Source organism: Luteibacter sp. TLI7-4A (assembly GCF_056754745.1).
The window spans coordinates 719,278-735,027 of record NZ_JBPGWO010000001.1; the positions used below are offsets into that span (position 1 = coordinate 719,278).

Annotated in this window: 14 protein-coding genes and 1 tRNA gene; 8 read left to right on the forward strand and 7 right to left on the reverse strand. The window is 64.6% G+C overall.

What is annotated here, in order from left to right:
- Positions 1–103 precede the first annotated feature (103 nt).
- On the forward strand, positions 104–2,086 hold the full coding sequence (locus tag ACR9Y6_RS03190) for a ricin-type beta-trefoil lectin domain protein (RefSeq protein WP_481279961.1): 1,983 nt from the start codon (positions 104–106) through the stop codon (positions 2,084–2,086).
- Positions 2,087–2,146: 60 nt separating this feature from the next.
- Here the strand turns inward: ACR9Y6_RS03190 and ACR9Y6_RS03195 are convergent.
- Positions 2,147–2,231, reverse strand: a tRNA-Leu gene (locus ACR9Y6_RS03195).
- Positions 2,232–2,354: 123 nt separating this feature from the next.
- Here ACR9Y6_RS03195 and rnr point away from each other — a divergent pair.
- The 4 genes from rnr to sugE all read left to right on the forward strand — a co-directional run bounded on the left by rnr (position 2,355) and on the right by sugE (position 6,852).
- Positions 2,355–5,093 (forward strand): ribonuclease R, encoded by a 2,739-nt coding sequence (rnr, locus tag ACR9Y6_RS03200; protein WP_481279962.1) that lies wholly within the window; start codon positions 2,355–2,357, stop codon positions 5,091–5,093.
- Positions 5,090–5,836 carry a 23S rRNA (guanosine(2251)-2'-O)-methyltransferase RlmB gene (gene rlmB, locus ACR9Y6_RS03205; RefSeq protein WP_481279963.1) on the forward strand — a complete coding sequence of 249 codons (747 nt, stop codon included), beginning with the start codon at positions 5,090–5,092 and terminating at the stop codon, positions 5,834–5,836. Before rnr ends, rlmB begins: the two co-directional genes overlap by 4 nt.
- The gene (locus ACR9Y6_RS03210) at positions 5,833–6,105 is read left to right on the forward strand and encodes a CBU_0592 family membrane protein (RefSeq protein WP_481279964.1); all 273 of its coding nucleotides are present in this window, start codon (positions 5,833–5,835) and stop codon (positions 6,103–6,105) included. The genes rlmB and ACR9Y6_RS03210 overlap by 4 nt, the downstream gene beginning before the upstream one ends.
- Before the next feature lie 426 nt (positions 6,106–6,531).
- Positions 6,532–6,852, forward strand: coding sequence for a quaternary ammonium compound efflux SMR transporter SugE (gene sugE, locus ACR9Y6_RS03215; protein ID WP_481279965.1), 321 nt, complete (start codon positions 6,532–6,534; stop codon positions 6,850–6,852).
- Positions 6,853–6,982: 130 nt separating this feature from the next.
- On the opposite strand, the gene phoU is transcribed toward sugE, so the two are convergent.
- From phoU to rnt, 6 genes are all read right to left on the reverse strand, one after another.
- A complete protein-coding gene (gene phoU / locus ACR9Y6_RS03220; RefSeq protein ID WP_306850567.1) occupies positions 6,983–7,699 on the reverse strand; it encodes a phosphate signaling complex protein PhoU in 717 nt (238 codons plus the stop codon).
- Between the two features lie 25 nt (positions 7,700–7,724).
- Positions 7,725–8,549: a phosphate ABC transporter ATP-binding protein PstB gene (gene pstB, locus ACR9Y6_RS03225; protein ID WP_426287916.1), complete on the reverse strand. Its 825-nt coding sequence runs from the start codon at positions 8,547–8,549 to the stop codon at positions 7,725–7,727.
- A 1-nt stretch (position 8,550) separates the two neighbouring features.
- Positions 8,551–9,420, reverse strand: a complete 870-nt coding sequence (pstA, locus tag ACR9Y6_RS03230; protein WP_481279966.1) for a phosphate ABC transporter permease PstA — start codon at positions 9,418–9,420, stop codon at positions 8,551–8,553.
- On the reverse strand, positions 9,420–10,451 hold the full coding sequence (gene pstC / locus ACR9Y6_RS03235; protein WP_481279967.1) for a phosphate ABC transporter permease subunit PstC: 1,032 nt from the start codon (positions 10,449–10,451) through the stop codon (positions 9,420–9,422). Before pstC ends, pstA begins: the two co-directional genes overlap by 1 nt.
- 116 nt (positions 10,452–10,567) lie before the next feature.
- On the reverse strand, positions 10,568–11,584 hold the full coding sequence (gene pstS / locus ACR9Y6_RS03240) for a phosphate ABC transporter substrate-binding protein PstS (RefSeq protein WP_481279968.1): 1,017 nt from the start codon (positions 11,582–11,584) through the stop codon (positions 10,568–10,570).
- Between the two features lie 146 nt (positions 11,585–11,730).
- Entirely contained in the window at positions 11,731–12,390 is a 660-nt protein-coding gene (rnt, locus tag ACR9Y6_RS03245) for a ribonuclease T (RefSeq protein ID WP_481279969.1), read from the reverse strand.
- Between the two features lie 224 nt (positions 12,391–12,614).
- On the opposite strand from rnt, the gene ACR9Y6_RS03250 reads away from it, so the two are divergent.
- The 3 genes from ACR9Y6_RS03250 (at position 12,615) to ACR9Y6_RS03260 (ending at position 15,745) form a co-directional block, all read left to right on the forward strand.
- Entirely contained in the window at positions 12,615–13,985 is a 1,371-nt protein-coding gene (locus tag ACR9Y6_RS03250; protein ID WP_481279970.1) for a porin, read from the forward strand.
- A gap of 579 nt (positions 13,986–14,564) precedes the next feature.
- Positions 14,565–14,924 (forward strand): hypothetical protein, encoded by a 360-nt coding sequence (locus ACR9Y6_RS03255; protein ID WP_481279971.1) that lies wholly within the window; start codon positions 14,565–14,567, stop codon positions 14,922–14,924.
- A 131-nt stretch (positions 14,925–15,055) separates the two neighbouring features.
- Positions 15,056–15,745, forward strand: a complete 690-nt coding sequence (locus ACR9Y6_RS03260; protein ID WP_481279972.1) for a carbonic anhydrase — start codon at positions 15,056–15,058, stop codon at positions 15,743–15,745.
- The last annotated feature ends 5 nt before the right edge of the window (positions 15,746–15,750 follow it).

The following is a 15,750-nucleotide window of genomic DNA, read 5'->3' on the forward strand; positions in this document are numbered from 1 at the left end:
GTTTCTTCCCGTTGGGCAGATGGGCTGGAGTGAGAATGCTCTCACTGGGTAGCGGCCAGACGGGACTAACGTCGAAACCGGACTACGCACAAGGAGGTCCCCCATGAGAATCCCCACTCTTGCTATCCGTTCCCTCACGCTGGCCATCGGTTTCGGTCTGGCCTTTCACTCGGCCGCGTCCGACCTGACGGCGGTCCCGACCCGGCTTGCCGCCTCCACCAAGGACGCGAACGGAAATCCCGCCCTGCCGTCATCGGCGACGCTGGTGGTTTTCGGTTCGCCGGTCGGCCCTTCGCGGCCGGACAACCGGGGCGCCGCGACGATGTCCGCCGCCAGCCTTCTATCGGACGATATCGACCGGTTGTCGTCCCTGGCGCCCGGCGACGTGCTGGCGGTCCTGGACGCGGACGTTCTTCCACTTGCCGAAGACCAGGCCGTGTCGTTGAAGCGATTGTTCGATGCTGGCGTTCCTGTCCTGTTGCGAAGCGACGGGCAAGCGCCGGCGGCTCCTTCCCTGATCACGTCGCTGTTCGGCATCGCGCCGACGGCCGGCGACGCCTTGTTCCATCGGAACGCGGATGGCGGGGTGGAGGTATTCGCCGCACCGGAAGGGCAGGAGGCGGGCGTGGCGAATCTTCTCTCGGCCATGATGGCCGGTGTGCGGCGGCAACCTGATCCGGCTGAGGGCGGGCAGTACCGCCTGGCGGCAGAGCCGGACGTGGCCGAGGGTGCGGCGGTGCTGCCCGCCCGGCATTTCGACGTCAACTTCGTCGATCCCTCCGGTGAGATAACGGGCGGTACGGGCATCGACATCGTGCGTAGCCGTACCCGCTCGACCGATCTCAAGCTCGTCACCTTGACATCGAAGGTTTCGGTGAAGCCGAGACGCGCGGGCATTGTCGATGGAGGCCGGGATAGGAAAAACCTGTGGGGCGCCTACCTGCCATTGAAATACCGCCTTCAGCACAACCTGGCGGCGGAGGGTGTCACGCCGACCTATCTGGATCACTTTCCCGTGACGGACGGCCGCACCGAATACACGCAGGTCGATACCGAGAATCGCGGTTTCACCATCGGCGGTTCCACCGGGACAGAGCTGAGTTCGACAGGCAAACCCGACGACGTGCTCGCTTCGAAGGTCCCGTTCAATCTTTCCTTCGGTTATGAGCACAAGTGGCAAACGAGCCTCAGCATGACGTTCAAGGATTATTCGGTGCTGTCCGCTCCCGGTGGACCCGGTTCGGTGTCATGGGAGGCCTTGATCGCGCCAAAGCTGGTGAATGTCCTCGTCAAGCGCTGGGGTGCCGACCTGCCCCAGCTGACCGAGGAAAAGATGACATCGATGATGCGTGCCGCGGCGTTCAACACGCTATCGCAGTGGAAGCTCCCGGGTGACTACGAAGGCATGGCCAAGGTAACCGTCTCCGGGGGCTACGACCTCGACAGGAAAACGTGGTGGTGGGAGCGCACCAACGTGCGCCACGACAAGGGAGTGGATACACGGTCCGTGTTTGCCGACTTCGTACTGGACATGTCCGACCCGTACCTCTCCGCGGAGATCACGGTGCTGATCCGTAGCGCCACCGGTTCGGGCGCTTGCCTGCGCGACAACCAGGGTAGCGTGGGCCTGGCTCCCTGCAACGCGACCGACCGGCGACAGATGTGGGGGCTGGATGCGTCCAGCCGCTACGTCAATCGCGGCTCGCTCCGTTGCCTTTCCGTGCAGCCCGCCACCCGGAGCGTGATCACGGATACCTGCGAGAACATCACCTATGAGAAACAGTGGCAGTGGCGGGCGGATCGACTCCACTCGCTGGTGGATCACGGCAACTACCGCCTCTATGTCGAAGGAGGCGCGGTGCACTATCACGCACCGGCGGGACGCTTCGAGGATTATCCCGTGAATCCTTACGGCTCTCCGCTCGAGCCATGGACGAACTATCCCAATTCCCCCCGTCCCGGCATCGATGTGCAGCCCGCTCCGCTTGGCGGCCGGCCACTGCAGATCGGGCCCGAATGGGCTTCGTTCCAACGGGTCGGTGAGGATCAGCGCTGGCGCGTCGAGATTCTCCGGACGGGGTTGTAGCGTCTTTCTGAACCCCGGAAACAACGAAGCCCCGCATCGCTGCGGGGCTTCGTCTATAATTGGTGCCCAAGAGAGGACTCGAACCTCCACGGTTTTACCCGCTAGTACCTGAAACTAGTGCGTCTACCAATTCCGCCACCTGGGCAGGTGTCTCGAAACAGCTTCGCTGTCCCGTGAGCCGCGTAGATTAGGTAGGTCGAGGAAACTTGTCAACGATTTCGCCCCCCGGATGTGAAACTATTCCACGTCCCCCTTCAAAGGTCCTTACGTGACGAAGAAACAGAAAGGTTCGGGAGCCGACCGCGGCCCCCGTAAACCCAAGGCCAGGCCGGCCGTGGTCGATCCCCATGCCGACCGGGAGGCCCAGCGTTACGACCAGCCGATCCCCAGCCGCGAGGCCATCCTGGCCCTGCTGGAGGAGCGCGGCGAACTGCTGATGGCCGAAGATATCGCCCGTTCCCTCCGCCTGTTCACCGATTACGAGATCAACGCGCTGGACCGCCGCCTGGGCGCCATGGTCCGCGACGGCCAGCTCCTGCGGAACCGCCGCGGAAGCTATGCCCCCGCGGAGAAGCTCAGCCTGATTCCCGGCCGGGTCATCGCCAATGCCGAGGGCTACGGCTTCCTGCGTCCGGACGAGGGCGGGGAAGACCTCTATCTCTCTCCGTCGCAGATGCGCAGCGTGCTGCACGGCGACCGCGTGCTCGCCAGCGTGGTCGGTATCGACCGCCGTGGACGCCGCCAGGGCGCTATCGTGGAAGTGCTGGAGCGGCGCTCGCCGCGCCTCGTCGGCCGCGTGGTCGTCGAGAACGGCGTGACCCTGGTGGAGCCCGACGACCGCCGCCTGCACCAGAACATCATGATCCCCGCTGGCCGCGACGCCGGTGCCCGTTCCGGCGAGATCGTGGTGGTCGAGATCACCGACCCGCCGACACCGCACCGCGGTCCCATGGGCACGATCCGCGCCGTGCTGGGCGAGCGCCTGGAGCCGTCGCTGGTGGTGGAAATGGCGATCGCCAGCCACGACCTGCCGCACGAATGGCCCGCCCAGGTCGTACGCCAGGCGGAGGAAGTGGAGCCCAAGGTCACCGCCGAGGAGCGCAAGGGCCGCGTCGATATCCGCAAGCTGCCGCTGGTCACGATCGACGGCGAGGACGCCCGCGACTTCGACGACGCCGTCTATGCCGAAGCGCTGAAGGGCGGCGGCTTCCGCCTCATCGTCGCCATCGCCGACGTGTCGCATTACGTGCCCGTGGGTACGCCGCTCGACGTCGAAGCCTACGATCGCAGCACGTCCACCTATTTCCCCGGTTTCGTCGTGCCGATGTTGCCGGAAACATTGTCCAACGGCATCTGCTCGCTCAATCCCAAGGTCGACCGCCTGTGCATGGTCTGCGACATGGAGATCGACGAGGAAGGCGAGGTCGTCCGGTCGAAGTTCTACGACGCGGTGATGTACTCGCACGCTCGGCTCACCTATAACAAGGTGTGGCAGGCCGTGGGCGAGCGCAACGCCGATGTGCGCGACGAGATCGCGGACGTGCTTCCGCAGGTGGAGACCCTGCATCGTCTCTACAAGGTGATGGCGAAGGCGCGCAAGCGCCGCGGCGCCATCGACTTCGAGACACCCGAAGTGAAGTTCCGCCTGGCTCCGTCGGGTGACGTCGTCTCCATGGGTGCCAGCGACCGCAACGACGCGCACAAGCTGATCGAGGAATGCATGATCGCCGCGAACGTGCAGGCGGCGAGGTATCTCTCGAAGCGGAAGATCCCGGCGCTCTATCGCGTGCATGCGTCGCCGCCGGCGGAGAAATACGACGATCTCCTGCAGTTCCTGCGCGAGTTCAAGCTGAAGATGCCGCCCGCCGACGAGGTCACTCCCGCCGACTTCTCCGCCTTGCTCAAGAAGGTGCACGATCGTCCCGAAGCGGAACTGATCCAGTCGGTGCTCCTGCGCGCGCAGAGCATGGCCGTATACCACCCGGAGAACCAGGGCCACTTCGGCCTGGCGCTGGATGCCTACGCGCATTTCACTTCTCCGATCCGCCGCTATCCCGACCTGCTCGTGCATCGCGCCATCCGTTACGCGCTGACCAAGGGCAAGCCGGCCGACTACACGTACAGCGAGGGCCAGATGGCCTCGATGGCCGTGCATTGCTCGCAGCGCGAGCGTCGTGCGGAAGAGGCCGAGCGCGATGTCGACGAGCGCTTCAAGTGCGCCTGGATGGAGAAGCATGTCGGTGAGGAATTCGCCGGCACGATCACCGGGGTCACGTCGTTCGGCTTGTTCGTCGAACTGGCGGCGTCGCGCGTATCCGGTCTCGTCCATGTCTCGCAGTTGCCGAACGACTACTACAAGTTCGACCCGGTCCGTCATTTGCTGTCCGGCGAGCGGACGGGAGCCAGCTATCGCCTCGGCGATTACGTGAGCGTGCAGGTGCTGCGCGCGAGCCTGGAAGATCGCAAGATCGATTTCCGTCTCGTGGCGCGTCTGGCCGCATTGCCGAAGCCGCCTCCGCCGGTCGTTGCCGCACCCGCGCCGGCGTCTCGCTCGGGTATGGCGGAGGCCGGGAAGGCGTTCGGTCGTGCCGCGAAGAAGGCGGTGGGGCGGATCTTCGGCAAGAAGACCAAGGCGCCGGTTGTCGCCGAGCCGGTGGCGGAGCATCATCCGCGGCCTGCTCGTCAGGGGGCTGACGAGACGGAGGGTGCGGGTGTCGGGCGCAAGCGCGCTTCCCACCAGGGTCGCGATGCCGCGCCGCCGAAGGATGGGGCTCGTTCCAGCGGTGGTAATCGGGGGCGGCAGGGCGCGGGGAGCGAGGGGCCTGCATCCAGGAAGGGCGATGCGCCGCGCAACGACGTGGCGAAGGGTCGTGGACCGAAGAACGCCCAGCCCACGAAACAATCCGGAACCAGGACGGCGGCCAAGGTGGCGCCAGTGAAGAGCGCACCCGCGAAAACCGCGGCCAAGAGCGCGCGACGTAGACCCAGGAGCAAGCCGCAAGCATGAGTGAGTCGTGGATCGTCGGGATCAATCCGGTCGAAGGCGCGCTAGCCAACGACCCGGATCGTGTCCGTGAAGTATTGATCGAGCAGAATTCGAAGAACGCGCGCGTGAACGAGATCGCCGCGCAAGCGCGCAAGCTCGGCCTGCCGGTGAAGCCGGTGGGCAAGGAGCAACTCGAGAAGCTCGGTGGCGAAGCACGCCACCAGGGGGTGATCGCCCGTTATGAGACGCCGCCGCTGCGTGGGGAGAACGACCTCCCCGCGTTGCTCGACGCGGCAGGGTCCGAAGCCTTGGTGCTGGTGCTCGACGGGGTCACCGATCCGCATAACCTCGGTGCTTGCCTGCGTAGCGCCGCGGCCGCGAACGTGACCGCCGTGGTGGTGCCGAAGGATCGCGCCGTCGGCATCACGCCGACGGTTCGTCGTGCGTCGGCTGGTGGCGCCGATCTCGTGCCGGTGATCGCCGCGACCAATCTCGCCCGCGCGATGCGCCTGCTCAAGGACGCCGGCGTGTGGATCACGGGGCTGGACGGCGATACCAGCCAGTCCATCTACGACATCGACCTCAAGGGCCCGGTGGCATTGGTGATGGGCAGCGAGGGCGATGGCATGCGCCGTCTCACCCGTGACACCTGTGATTTCGTCGCGAAGATCCCGATGCCCGGGGGCATGGAAAGCCTCAATGTCTCGGTGGCCACGGGTATCGTCTTGTTCGAAGCGTTGCGTCAGCGAGGAGGCAAGCGATGAATCTGTTCTGGCACGACTGGGCTGGCCTGATCGGTGTCACCCTGGTGTTGGTGGCGTTCTTCCTGCTCCAGGCGCACAAGCTGTCGGGCCAGGGTTACCCGTACCAGGTGATGAACCTGGTGGGCGCCTTCGGCATTCTTCTTTCGCTGATCTTCGGTACGTTCAATCTCTCCGCGTTCCTGCAGGAGATGGCATGGTTCCTGATCAGCGTGTACGGCATCGTGCGCGGCGTGAAGGCGAAGAAAGCGGCCGCGGCACCCATGCTGTAGCGATCTCGGTGAAAAGATCCTCGTAGGGATCCGGGTGGGAGAGATCTAGGTCGGAGGAATCTGGGTAGGAGGGATCCGGGTGGGAGCCGACCCTGTCGGCGACGGGTGTTTCCCTCAGGCCCATGTGGGAGCCGACTTTGTCGGCGATGGGTGCTTGCCTCGAACTGGCCCGCTGCCGCGGGATCGCCGACAAGGTCGGCTCCCACCCGGTGGTCGCTAGCCTGGGTCAGGGGTTATACAAAGTGTATCGCTAGCTCGGTCAGCAAAGGATTGCACGAAGTGTGTCGCTAACTCGGGTCAGCGGGGGGTTACACGGGCTGTGTAGAATGTTCGTCGGATCGGCGCAATGCCGGTCCGCATGCGGGGACGGCCCCGCGATGCGCATCATCTCCGCGGGGACGACCCCGCCTGTGCGGAGTCGCTTCCATGTATTGGTCCATCCTTGTACTCGCCGGTCTGTTCGAGATCGCCTGGGCCGTCGGCCTGAAATACACCGAAGGCTTCACTCGCCTCGTGCCAAGCGTGTTGACCGGCACGGCGATGACGATAAGCATCGTGTTGCTGGCGTTCGCCACCAAGAAACTGCCGCTGGGCACGGCTTATGCGGTGTGGACCGGCATCGGCGCGGTCGGCGCGGTCACGATGGGGATCGTGCTCTTCGGTGAATCGGCGCAGCCGTCGCGGCTGCTGTGCGTCGGGTTGATCGTGGTGGGGATTCTCGGGCTCAAGCTGACTTCGGCGGGTTGAATCGCTGGATCGCTGGAGGGAGAGGGCTATCCTGTCGCCGCTGAAGCGGCTCCCACACGGGCCAGACAGGCTACAGGCCGTCTTTGTGCGGGAGCCGCTTAATGTGGGAGCCGCTTCAGCGGCGATGCCCTCAGGGCTTGTCGAAATCCGGGCTCGCCGTCGTGTCGCGCTTCGTGCGCGGAGCCACCAGCGGTTCACCGTGGACCACGAACCAGACGTTCTCGGCGATGTTCGTCGCGTGGTCGCCGATGCGCTCGATGTTCTTGGCCATGAACAACAGATGCGTGCACGGCGTGATGTTGCGCGGGTCTTCCATCATGTAGGTAAGAAGGGCGCGGAACACCACCGTGTAGGCCTCGTCGAGGTCCGCATCCGACTTCCACACCTCATAAGCCGCCTCGGCATCCTGCTCGTCGTAGGCCTTGAGCACATTGCGCAGCTGGTCGGCGGCGAGTTCGGCGAGGTTGGCCAGGCCGCCCGCCGCCGTGATCGGCGCCACGCGGCTGAGTGGAATGGAGCGCTTGGCCACGTTGGCGGCATAGTCGCCGATGCGCTCGATGTCCGCGGCGATGCGCAGGGCCGCGAAGACGTTGCGCAGGTCGCCGGCGATCGGTGCACGCAGTGCGAGCAGGCGGACCACGTCCTGGCTCACTTCCTGCTCGAGCGCGTCCAGGGCGTCGTCGTTGTCGACCACGCGCTGGGCGGCACGCTCGTCGCGGCGCTCGACCACGTCGATGGCCGCTTCGAGCTGCGCAAGCGCCAGTTCGCCCATCCTGACGATCTCGCCGGTGAGACGCTTCAGTTCGCTGTCGTAGCTCTTGATGATGTGTTCGTGCGGATTGTTCATCGCGGGACCTCGGAGTAGGGGGCGCTTAGCCGAAACGGCCGGTGATGTAGTCTTCGGTCTGCTTCTTGTCCGGCTTGGTGAAGATCTTCTCCGTCCGGTCGAATTCGATCAGCTCGCCCATGTACATGAACGCCGTCATGTCCGAGCAGCGTGCCGCCTGCTGCATGTTGTGCGTCACGATGACGATCGTGAAATCCTTCTTGAGCTCTTCCACCAGCTGCTCGATGCGGCTGGTGGCGATCGGGTCCAGCGCCGAGGTCGGTTCGTCGAGCAGCAGCACTTCGGGCTTCAGCGCGATGCCGCGGGCGATGCACAGGCGCTGCTGCTGGCCGCCGGAAAGACCGAGGGCGCTCTGCTTGAGCTTGTCCTTCACCTCATCCCACAGCGCCGCGCCGCGCAAGGCCTGTTCCACGCGGCTTTCCATCTCCGAGCGCGAGAGCTTTTCATGGTGACGGATGCCATAGGCGACGTTCTCGAAGATGGTCATCGGGAACGGCACCGGCTTCTGGAACACCATGCCCACCTTGCTGCGCAGGCGGTTCAGCGAGTACTTCGGATCGAGGATGTTCTCGCCGTCCAGGACGATCTCGCCGCTGGCGCGCAGGTTCGGGTAGATCGCGTAGATGCGGTTGAAGATGCGCAGCAGGGTGGACTTGCCGCAGCCGGAAGGCCCGATGATCGCGGTGACCTTCTTCTCCGGCACGTCCATGGCGATGTTCTTGATCGCGTGGAAATCGCCGTAGTGGAAGTTCACGTCGCGTACGGTCATCTTCGCCGGCACTTGGCCAAGGTCGACGCCCGAGGCGTGCGGCGACGTGCCGAAGCCCGGCTGGGAGGCGACTTCGTTCATGTTAGTCATGGGACACCTTGGAGCGCGAGAAGATGAAGCGGGCGATCAGGCTGAGCGCCAGCACGAACATGGTCAGCACGAAGGCACCGGCCCAGGCCAGGGTATTGATGTCCGGGCTGGGGTCCTTGGTGTATTCGTAGATGATCTGCGGCAGGCTCGGCATCTTGTCGATCGGGTTGAAGGTCATGAAGTTGTTGCCGAAGGCCGTGAACAGCAGCGGCGCGGTTTCGCCGCTGATGCGGGCCAGGGCCAGCAACACACCGGTGACGATACCCGAGCGCGCGGCGCGGATCAGGATCTGCATCGTCAGCTTCCACTGCGGCACGCCGAGCGACAGCGCGGCTTCGCGCAGCGTGCCCGGTACCAGGCGCAGCATCTCGTCGGTGGTGCGGACGATGACGGGCAGGGCGATCAAGGCCAGCGCGATGCCACCCGCGATACCCGAGAACGTCACGTCACCGTTGGTCAGCCACTTCGACGGCAGCACGATCACGGTGTAGACGAACAGGCCCAGCACGATCGACGGCGCCGAAAGCAGGATGTCGTTGAGGAAGCGGATGGTCGGGCCGAGCCGCGAGCGCAGCGAATATTCCGCCAGCCACGTGCCGGCGGCGACACCGATGGGGGTGGCGATCAGGATGCCGAGCACGTTGAGGATCAGGCTGCCGACCATGGCGTTGGCCAGGCCGCCTTCCTCGCGGTAGGCCGTGATCTTCGTGAAGAGCTGTGGTTTCAGGCCCGCGATGCCCTGGCTGAGGGTTTCCCACAGGATCCAGGCCAGGAACAACAGGCCGATGGCCGTGGCGACGATGCTGAAGGCCATCGCCGCTATGTTCTTGATGCGACGCTTCGTGTAGAGCGAGGCGGACATTACCTGCCCTCCTTCGTGGCGAGCCGGCGGAGCATGAGGCGCGCGATGAGCAGCACGATGAAGGTCACCACGAAGAGCAGGAAGGCCAGCGCCATCAGGGCCGACTTCTGCAGGCCCTCGGCTTCGCCGAACTGGTTGGCGATGGTCGAGGCGATGGAACTGCCGGTCTCGAGGATCGACGGGGTGAACTTGAAGGTATTGCCGAGCACGAAGGCCACGGCCATGGTCTCGCCGAGGGCACGGCCCAGGCCGAGGAAGATGCCGCCGATCACGGCGGTGCGGGTGTAGGGCACCACGATGTCCCAGACCACTTCCCACGTGCTCGAACCCAGCGCATAAGCGGACTCCTTCAGGCGTGTCGGCACCGTCTGGAATACCTCGCGCATCACGGAGGAGATGAAGGGGATGATCATCACCGCCAGGACCAGGCCCGCGGTGAGCACGCCCGCGCCGAAGAACGGGTACTCGCTGGAGAAGAACTTGGCGATCCATGGCACGTGCTGGACCAGCCACGAGACCTGGCCGTCCGGCGGATCGGCGCTGAAGTTGTTCATCAGCCAGGGCTTGATGTGCTCGGCGACGAACGGGGCGAAGATGAAGAGGCCCCACATGCCGTAGATGATCGAAGGGATGCCGGCCAGCAGTTCGATGGCCGAACTGACCGGACCGCGCAACCAGCCGGGCGCGATCTCGGTAAGGAAGAGGGCGATGCCGAAACTCACCGGCACGGCGAACACCAGGGCGATGACGGCGGTGGTGATGGTGCCGATCACCGGCACCAGGGCACCGAACTGGTTGTTGCCAGGATCCCAGGCGTCGCTGGTGAGGAAACCCCAGCCGAAGGTGGCGAAGGCATCGCGGCCGAGCCAGAGGGTGGACAGTGCCGCGCCGATCAGGGTGATCAGGACGAGCAGCGCACAGGCCTTCAGGACCCAGCCGAAAAGCCGGTCGTTGCGTGCGTCGGTTGCGTTTCGGCCCGCCTCGATCGCGCGATCGGCGTTCGGGACGGCGTTGCTGACGGTGGCATGCATGATGGTTCGGGTTCCCGGGCCTATGCAGACGTGTGGGCCGCCGCCCCTGTCGGAACGGCGACCCCTTGGACGATACTCTGGGCCCGCTATGTGTCAGCCGGACTGTCGAGATCGGGTCAGTTCTTGAACTCGGAAGCCCAGTAGGCTTCGATCTGCTGCACCAGCGGCGCCGGCAGGGCGACGTAATCGAGCGAGGCGGCCTGCGCCTGGCCCTTTTCCAGCGACCACTTGAAGAAGTCGAAGGCGACCTTGGCGTGCGAGGCGTTCTTGGCCTTCTTGTACATGATCACCCAGGTCGTCGCCGTGATCGGCCACGCCTGCGCGCCCGGGGCGTTGGTCATGATCAGGTTGAAGTCCTTGGCGCTCTTCCAGTCGGCCGTGGCGGCCGCGGCGGCGAAGCTGTCGGCGTTCGGCTGTACCCACTGGCCGGCGGCGTTCTGCATCTGCGCGTAGGAGAGCTTGTTCTTGGTGGCGTAGGCGTATTCCACGTAGCCGATCGAGCCCGGGATCTGGCGCACGTACTGCGCGACGCCCTCGTTACCCTTGCCGCCCACGCCCGCCGGCCACTCGACGGCCGTGCCGAACTTCACCTTCGACGCCCACTCCGGGCTGACCTTGGACAGGTAGTTGGTGAAGTTGAACGAGGTGCCCGAGCCGTCCGAGCGATGCACCACGGTGATCTTGACGTCGGGAATCTTCACGCCGGGGTTCAGCGCGGCGACGGCCGGGTCGTTCCAGCGGGCGATCTTGCCCAGGTAGATGTCGGCGAGCAGCTTGCCGTCGATCTTGATCTGGCCGGGGGCGATGCCCTGCAAGTTGACGATGGGCACGATGCCGCCGACGACGACCGGGAACTGGCCGAGGCCGAACTTGGTCAGGTCTTCCGCGCTCATCGGGGCGTCGGAGGCGCCGAAATCGATCGTGCCTTCCTTGATCTGGGCGATGCCCGCACCCGAGCCGACCGACTGGTAGTTCAGCTTGTTGCCGGTGTTCTCAGCATACGTCGCCGACCACTTCGACAGGACCGGGTAGACGAAGCTCGAGCCGGCGCCCGTGATGTCGGTAGCCTGGGCGGACATGCCGAAAAGGGACGCGGCGACGAGCGCTGCAATACGGAGTTTGTGTGTGAACACGGAGCTTTCCTCGGGTGAATGAGTGTCGGGCGAGGCCCGCCCGGGGCTGTATTCCAGCCCTGCCGTGTTGCAATGAGACGTACCGAATGTTGCAGCGGTATGACACCCGCCTTTTTGGTGTCATATTCAGGAACTTACGAAACGTCTCAGACCGCGATCGAAGCCGCCATTTCGCGCTCGGCAAGCTCCAGTCGACGCCAGCGGTTGACGATTTCGCAGAAAAGCTCCGCCGTGCGCTCCGCATCGTAGATGGCCGAGTGCGCCTCCCGGGTGTCGAAAGAGAGACCCGCGGCCAGCACCGCCTTGCTCAGCACCGTCTGCCCGTAGGCGAGGCCACCGAGGGTGGCGGTGTCGAAGCAGCTGAAGGGATGGAACGGGTTGCGCTTGTGGCCCGTGCGGCGCACGGCCGCGTTGAGGAAGGCCAGGTCGAAGGCGGCGTTATGGCCCACCAGCACCGCCCGCTGGCATTCGGCGGCCTTTACCGCGTCGCGTATCGCATTGAACACATGATCGAGTGCCTGGCGCTCGGGCAGGGCACCACGAAAGGGGTGGTCCGGGTCGATCCCCGTGATTTCCAACGAACGCGGGTCGATGTTGGCGCCGGGGAACGGTTCCACGTTCGCCGAGACCGCCGCCTGCGGCACCAGGAAGCCCGAGGACTCCATGGCGATGGGCACCACCGCGATTTCCAGCAGGGCGTCGCGTTCGGCATCGAAACCGCCGGTCTCGACATCGACGATGACCGGCAGGAATCCCCTGAACCGCCCGGCCATGCTCGAAGCGGTGCTGTTACTCGTCGTATCCATCCTTAAAGGATATCAGCCCGGGACCCGCGCCGGCACGCGCCCCGGCGGACCCGGGCGTTAAGGGAGTGTGCGCGTGTCTCGGATCTGTAACAAAAAAGGCATGGAACGGTAAAGGCGACGGCTCATTCTTCGCGCCGTTGGGCCCTTTTGAGGATTTTCGGACAGAAAAGTCTCAGGAGGGGTCAGGGGTTCCACACACATCCATCCTTAAGCGGAGAAATCCCATGCGTTCCAAGTTGCTCACGGTGGCCATCGCTGCCGGTCTGGGCGTGACCAGCTTCTCGGCCCTTGCCGCGACGCCCAAGTCGCAGCAGCCGGCCCGGGTCACGGTCGACGCCGCCACCCTTCAGCAGCTGCAGGCGCAGCTCGCCGCGCTCCAGGCCAAGGTCTCCGAGCTGGAGAGCAAGCAGGAAGCCCAGGCCGACGCGCAGATCGAAACGGCCAAGGCCGTCAACGACGTGCAGGTCGCTGCCACCAAGCCGACCGAAGACCTCTCCAAGAAGCTCGATGCGCTGAACAAGCTGGTCGACAACACCCATGTCGGCGGCACGATGTTCTTCGACGTGTCGAACATGAGCCACACCGAGAAGCTCGGCACGCAGCCGAGCCAGCACAAGGACGGCCATGGCGCCGTCAACGGCACTGGCTTCGATGTGAAGCGCTTCTACCTGACCGTCGACCACAAGTTCGACGACGTCTGGTCGGCCAACCTGACCACCGACTTCAACTACCAGTCGACGCTGTCACAGACCAGCCTCTTCGTGAAGAAGGCCTATGTGCAGGGCAAGTTCGACCAGCTGTTCACCGTCCGCTTCGGCGCGGCCGACATGCCGTGGATTCCGTTCGTCGAGAAGTGGTACGGCTACCGCTATGTCGAGAACACCATCACCGACCGCTCGTTCGAGGGTGGCCGCAGCGGCTCGACCGCGACCGCCGGCGGCGTCGGCGCGTTCGGCAACTCGTCCGACTGGGGTGTCCATGCCCTGGGCGCGACCACCGGCGACAACTCGATCAACTACCAGGTGTCGGTCGTCAACGGCCGCGGCTATCGCAACCTGAGCCGTTCGAAGAGCGTGGACACGGAAGCGCGCTTCGGTTACTCGCCGATCGAGCAGATGGTCATAGCCGTGGGCGGTTACTCCGGCAAGCGCGGCAACGACGTCGAGGACGGCGTGCCGACCCGTACCGCCAGCCGTGGCGACGCCATGGTGGCCTGGCGCGACAAGACCTGGGGCGCCGGCGTGGAGTACTTCCACTCCGAGAACTGGGACGACATCCTGAAGTATCAGGGCACCGGTACTCCGCTCTCGGTCAAGGACAAGGCCGATGGTTACTCCGTGTGGGCCGACTGGCACTTCTACGACCAGTTCGCCGTCTTCGCTCGCTACGACCACGTGAGCTACAAGTACACGACGCTGACCGACGTCGAGCGCGAGCTGAAAGACAAGTACTACAACGCCGGTATCTCGTACGACGTGTTGAAGAACCTGAAGCTGGCCCTCGTCTACAAGCACAACCAGCTGGACGGCCCGCTGGCCACCCCGTACCACTACAAGACGAACGAAGTGGGCTTCTGGGGCATGCTGAGCTTCTAAAGAGCATCGGAAAGGAGTTCTGCTCAAGGACGAACGAACGGCGGGCGCAAGCCCGCCGTTTTTTTGCCTTTGGGAAAGGAAAACTCCCATGGCAGCTACCCTTGATGGCAGCCGGCCTTGATGACAGCCACCCGTTGTGAGAGCCGACCTTTGTGGCAGCCGGCCTTTGTGGGAGCCGACCTCTGTGGGAGCCGACCTTGTCGGCGATGGGTGCTTGCGGCAACCTGGCCCGCTGCCGCGGGATCGCCGACAAGGTCGGCTCCCACCAAATCTCTCCCACCAAATCTCTCCCACCAAACCTCTCCCACCAAACCTCTCCCAACAGAGCCTCCAACGGAGCCTCCCCGAGCGGCGGCGTGGCCGGGCTCCGCGAAGAATTTTTCTTGCAGTTGCGAATCGTCTCAGGAATGTGACAGCCATCCGGACGTCCAAATCCAGCACGTCGCGTCCTTCCATCCAGCGTGCAATCACCAAAAAGCCCTTGCTGCATCACGTTTTCGAAGAAAAAACACGGCTCGTCCTGAATTTGGTGCGACGCCGCACTTGCATCCGTCACATTCGCTGGGTAGGTTCGGGTGCATGAACCTTCTTCCGACCGCCACCATGCGTCGCATCGCGAGCACGTTTCTCGTGCTTCTCGCGCTGTTCGTCGTGTGTGCCGGCGTGCAGGCGATGCCGTGCGAGAGGCACGCCTCTTCGGTCATGGAACAGCAATACGCGTCGCCCTCGGGCGACGCCCTCGACGATACCGTGGACCTGGCCGACCAGGACCCCGTGCCCTCGATCGAAGATAACGGTGGCGGCCTGGACGACACCTTCGATGTGCCGCCGCAGCATGCGGTAACCGTGCCGCATCTGGTCGAGGCCCGTCCGCAAGGCATCCTGCCAGCGCCCCGACCGCACCATCCCAGCCTCGATCTGCGCCCTCCCATCGGCTGATCGCGCCGGCGCCGTTCCGCGCGCCCGGCTTCGCCATACCCCCGCAATCCGTTGATCCGTGCGTGCCGGCCAAGCCGGTCGCCAGCGAGAGTGCGCGCTCGCCCCCATTCTCCCCAAAGAGGAACACCGCCATGGAACGTCTCATCCAGGGTTTTCATCACTTTCGTCGCCATATGACCGCCGAACAGCGCGAGCTCTTCGCACGGCTGGCTTCGGGACAGACTCCGCACACGATGTTCATCACCTGCGCCGATTCGCGCGTGATGCCGGAACTGATGTTCGCGGCGCAGCCCGGCGACATCTTCGTCTACCGCAACGTGGGTAACATCGTTCCCCCTTACGCGCAGCACGTCAGTGGCGTGATGGCGGCGATCGAATACGCCGTGTCGGCGCTCAAGGTGCAGCACATCGTCATCTGCGGCCATTCCGACTGCGGCGCGATGAAGGCATTGCAGAATCCGGCCCTGCTGCAAGGCAAGCCGTCGGTCGAGCAGTGGCTCAAGCATGCCGACGTGGCGCGATACGTGGTGGCCGAAAACCGTCCCACCATCCATGGTGAGGAAGGCCTGCGTTACCTCACGGAGGAAAACGTCGTCGGCCAGCTGGAGCACCTGCGTACGCTGCCCGCCGTGGCCGCCGCCATGGCCAATGGAAGCCTGCGCATCCACGGCTGGATCTACGACATCGCCAAGACGGAGATCACCGCTTTCGACCCGGTCGAAGGCCGCTTCCGTCCGCTGGTCGCCGGGGATACGAACGTGCCGGACGCTACCCCGCACGCTCGTTTCTCCACGCGTCCGCCGGTCGCGTCCGCCGCTTAAGGAAT

Bases quoted from the DNA above. Each gene is read 5' to 3' on its own strand.
- rlmB (WP_481279963.1), top strand. From the start codon at position 5,090: ATGAGTGAGTCGTGGATCGTCGGGATCAATCCGGTCGAAGGCGCGCTA.
- ACR9Y6_RS03260 (WP_481279972.1), top strand. From the start codon at position 15,056: ATGGAACGTCTCATCCAGGGTTTTCATCACTTTCGTCGCCATATGACC.
- sugE (WP_481279965.1), top strand. From the start codon at position 6,532: ATGTATTGGTCCATCCTTGTACTCGCCGGTCTGTTCGAGATCGCCTGG.
- pstC (WP_481279967.1), bottom strand. From the start codon at position 10,451: ATGCATGCCACCGTCAGCAACGCCGTCCCGAACGCCGATCGCGCGATC.
- ACR9Y6_RS03210 (WP_481279964.1), top strand. From the start codon at position 5,833: ATGAATCTGTTCTGGCACGACTGGGCTGGCCTGATCGGTGTCACCCTG.
- phoU (WP_306850567.1), bottom strand. From the start codon at position 7,699: ATGAACAATCCGCACGAACACATCATCAAGAGCTACGACAGCGAACTG.
- pstB (WP_426287916.1), bottom strand. From the start codon at position 8,549: ATGAACGAAGTCGCCTCCCAGCCGGGCTTCGGCACGTCGCCGCACGCC.
- ACR9Y6_RS03255 (WP_481279971.1), top strand. From the start codon at position 14,565: ATGAACCTTCTTCCGACCGCCACCATGCGTCGCATCGCGAGCACGTTT.
- ACR9Y6_RS03190 (WP_481279961.1), top strand. From the start codon at position 104: ATGAGAATCCCCACTCTTGCTATCCGTTCCCTCACGCTGGCCATCGGT.
- rnt (WP_481279969.1), bottom strand. From the start codon at position 12,390: ATGGATACGACGAGTAACAGCACCGCTTCGAGCATGGCCGGGCGGTTC.
- pstA (WP_481279966.1), bottom strand. From the start codon at position 9,420: ATGTCCGCCTCGCTCTACACGAAGCGTCGCATCAAGAACATAGCGGCG.
- ACR9Y6_RS03250 (WP_481279970.1), top strand. From the start codon at position 12,615: ATGCGTTCCAAGTTGCTCACGGTGGCCATCGCTGCCGGTCTGGGCGTG.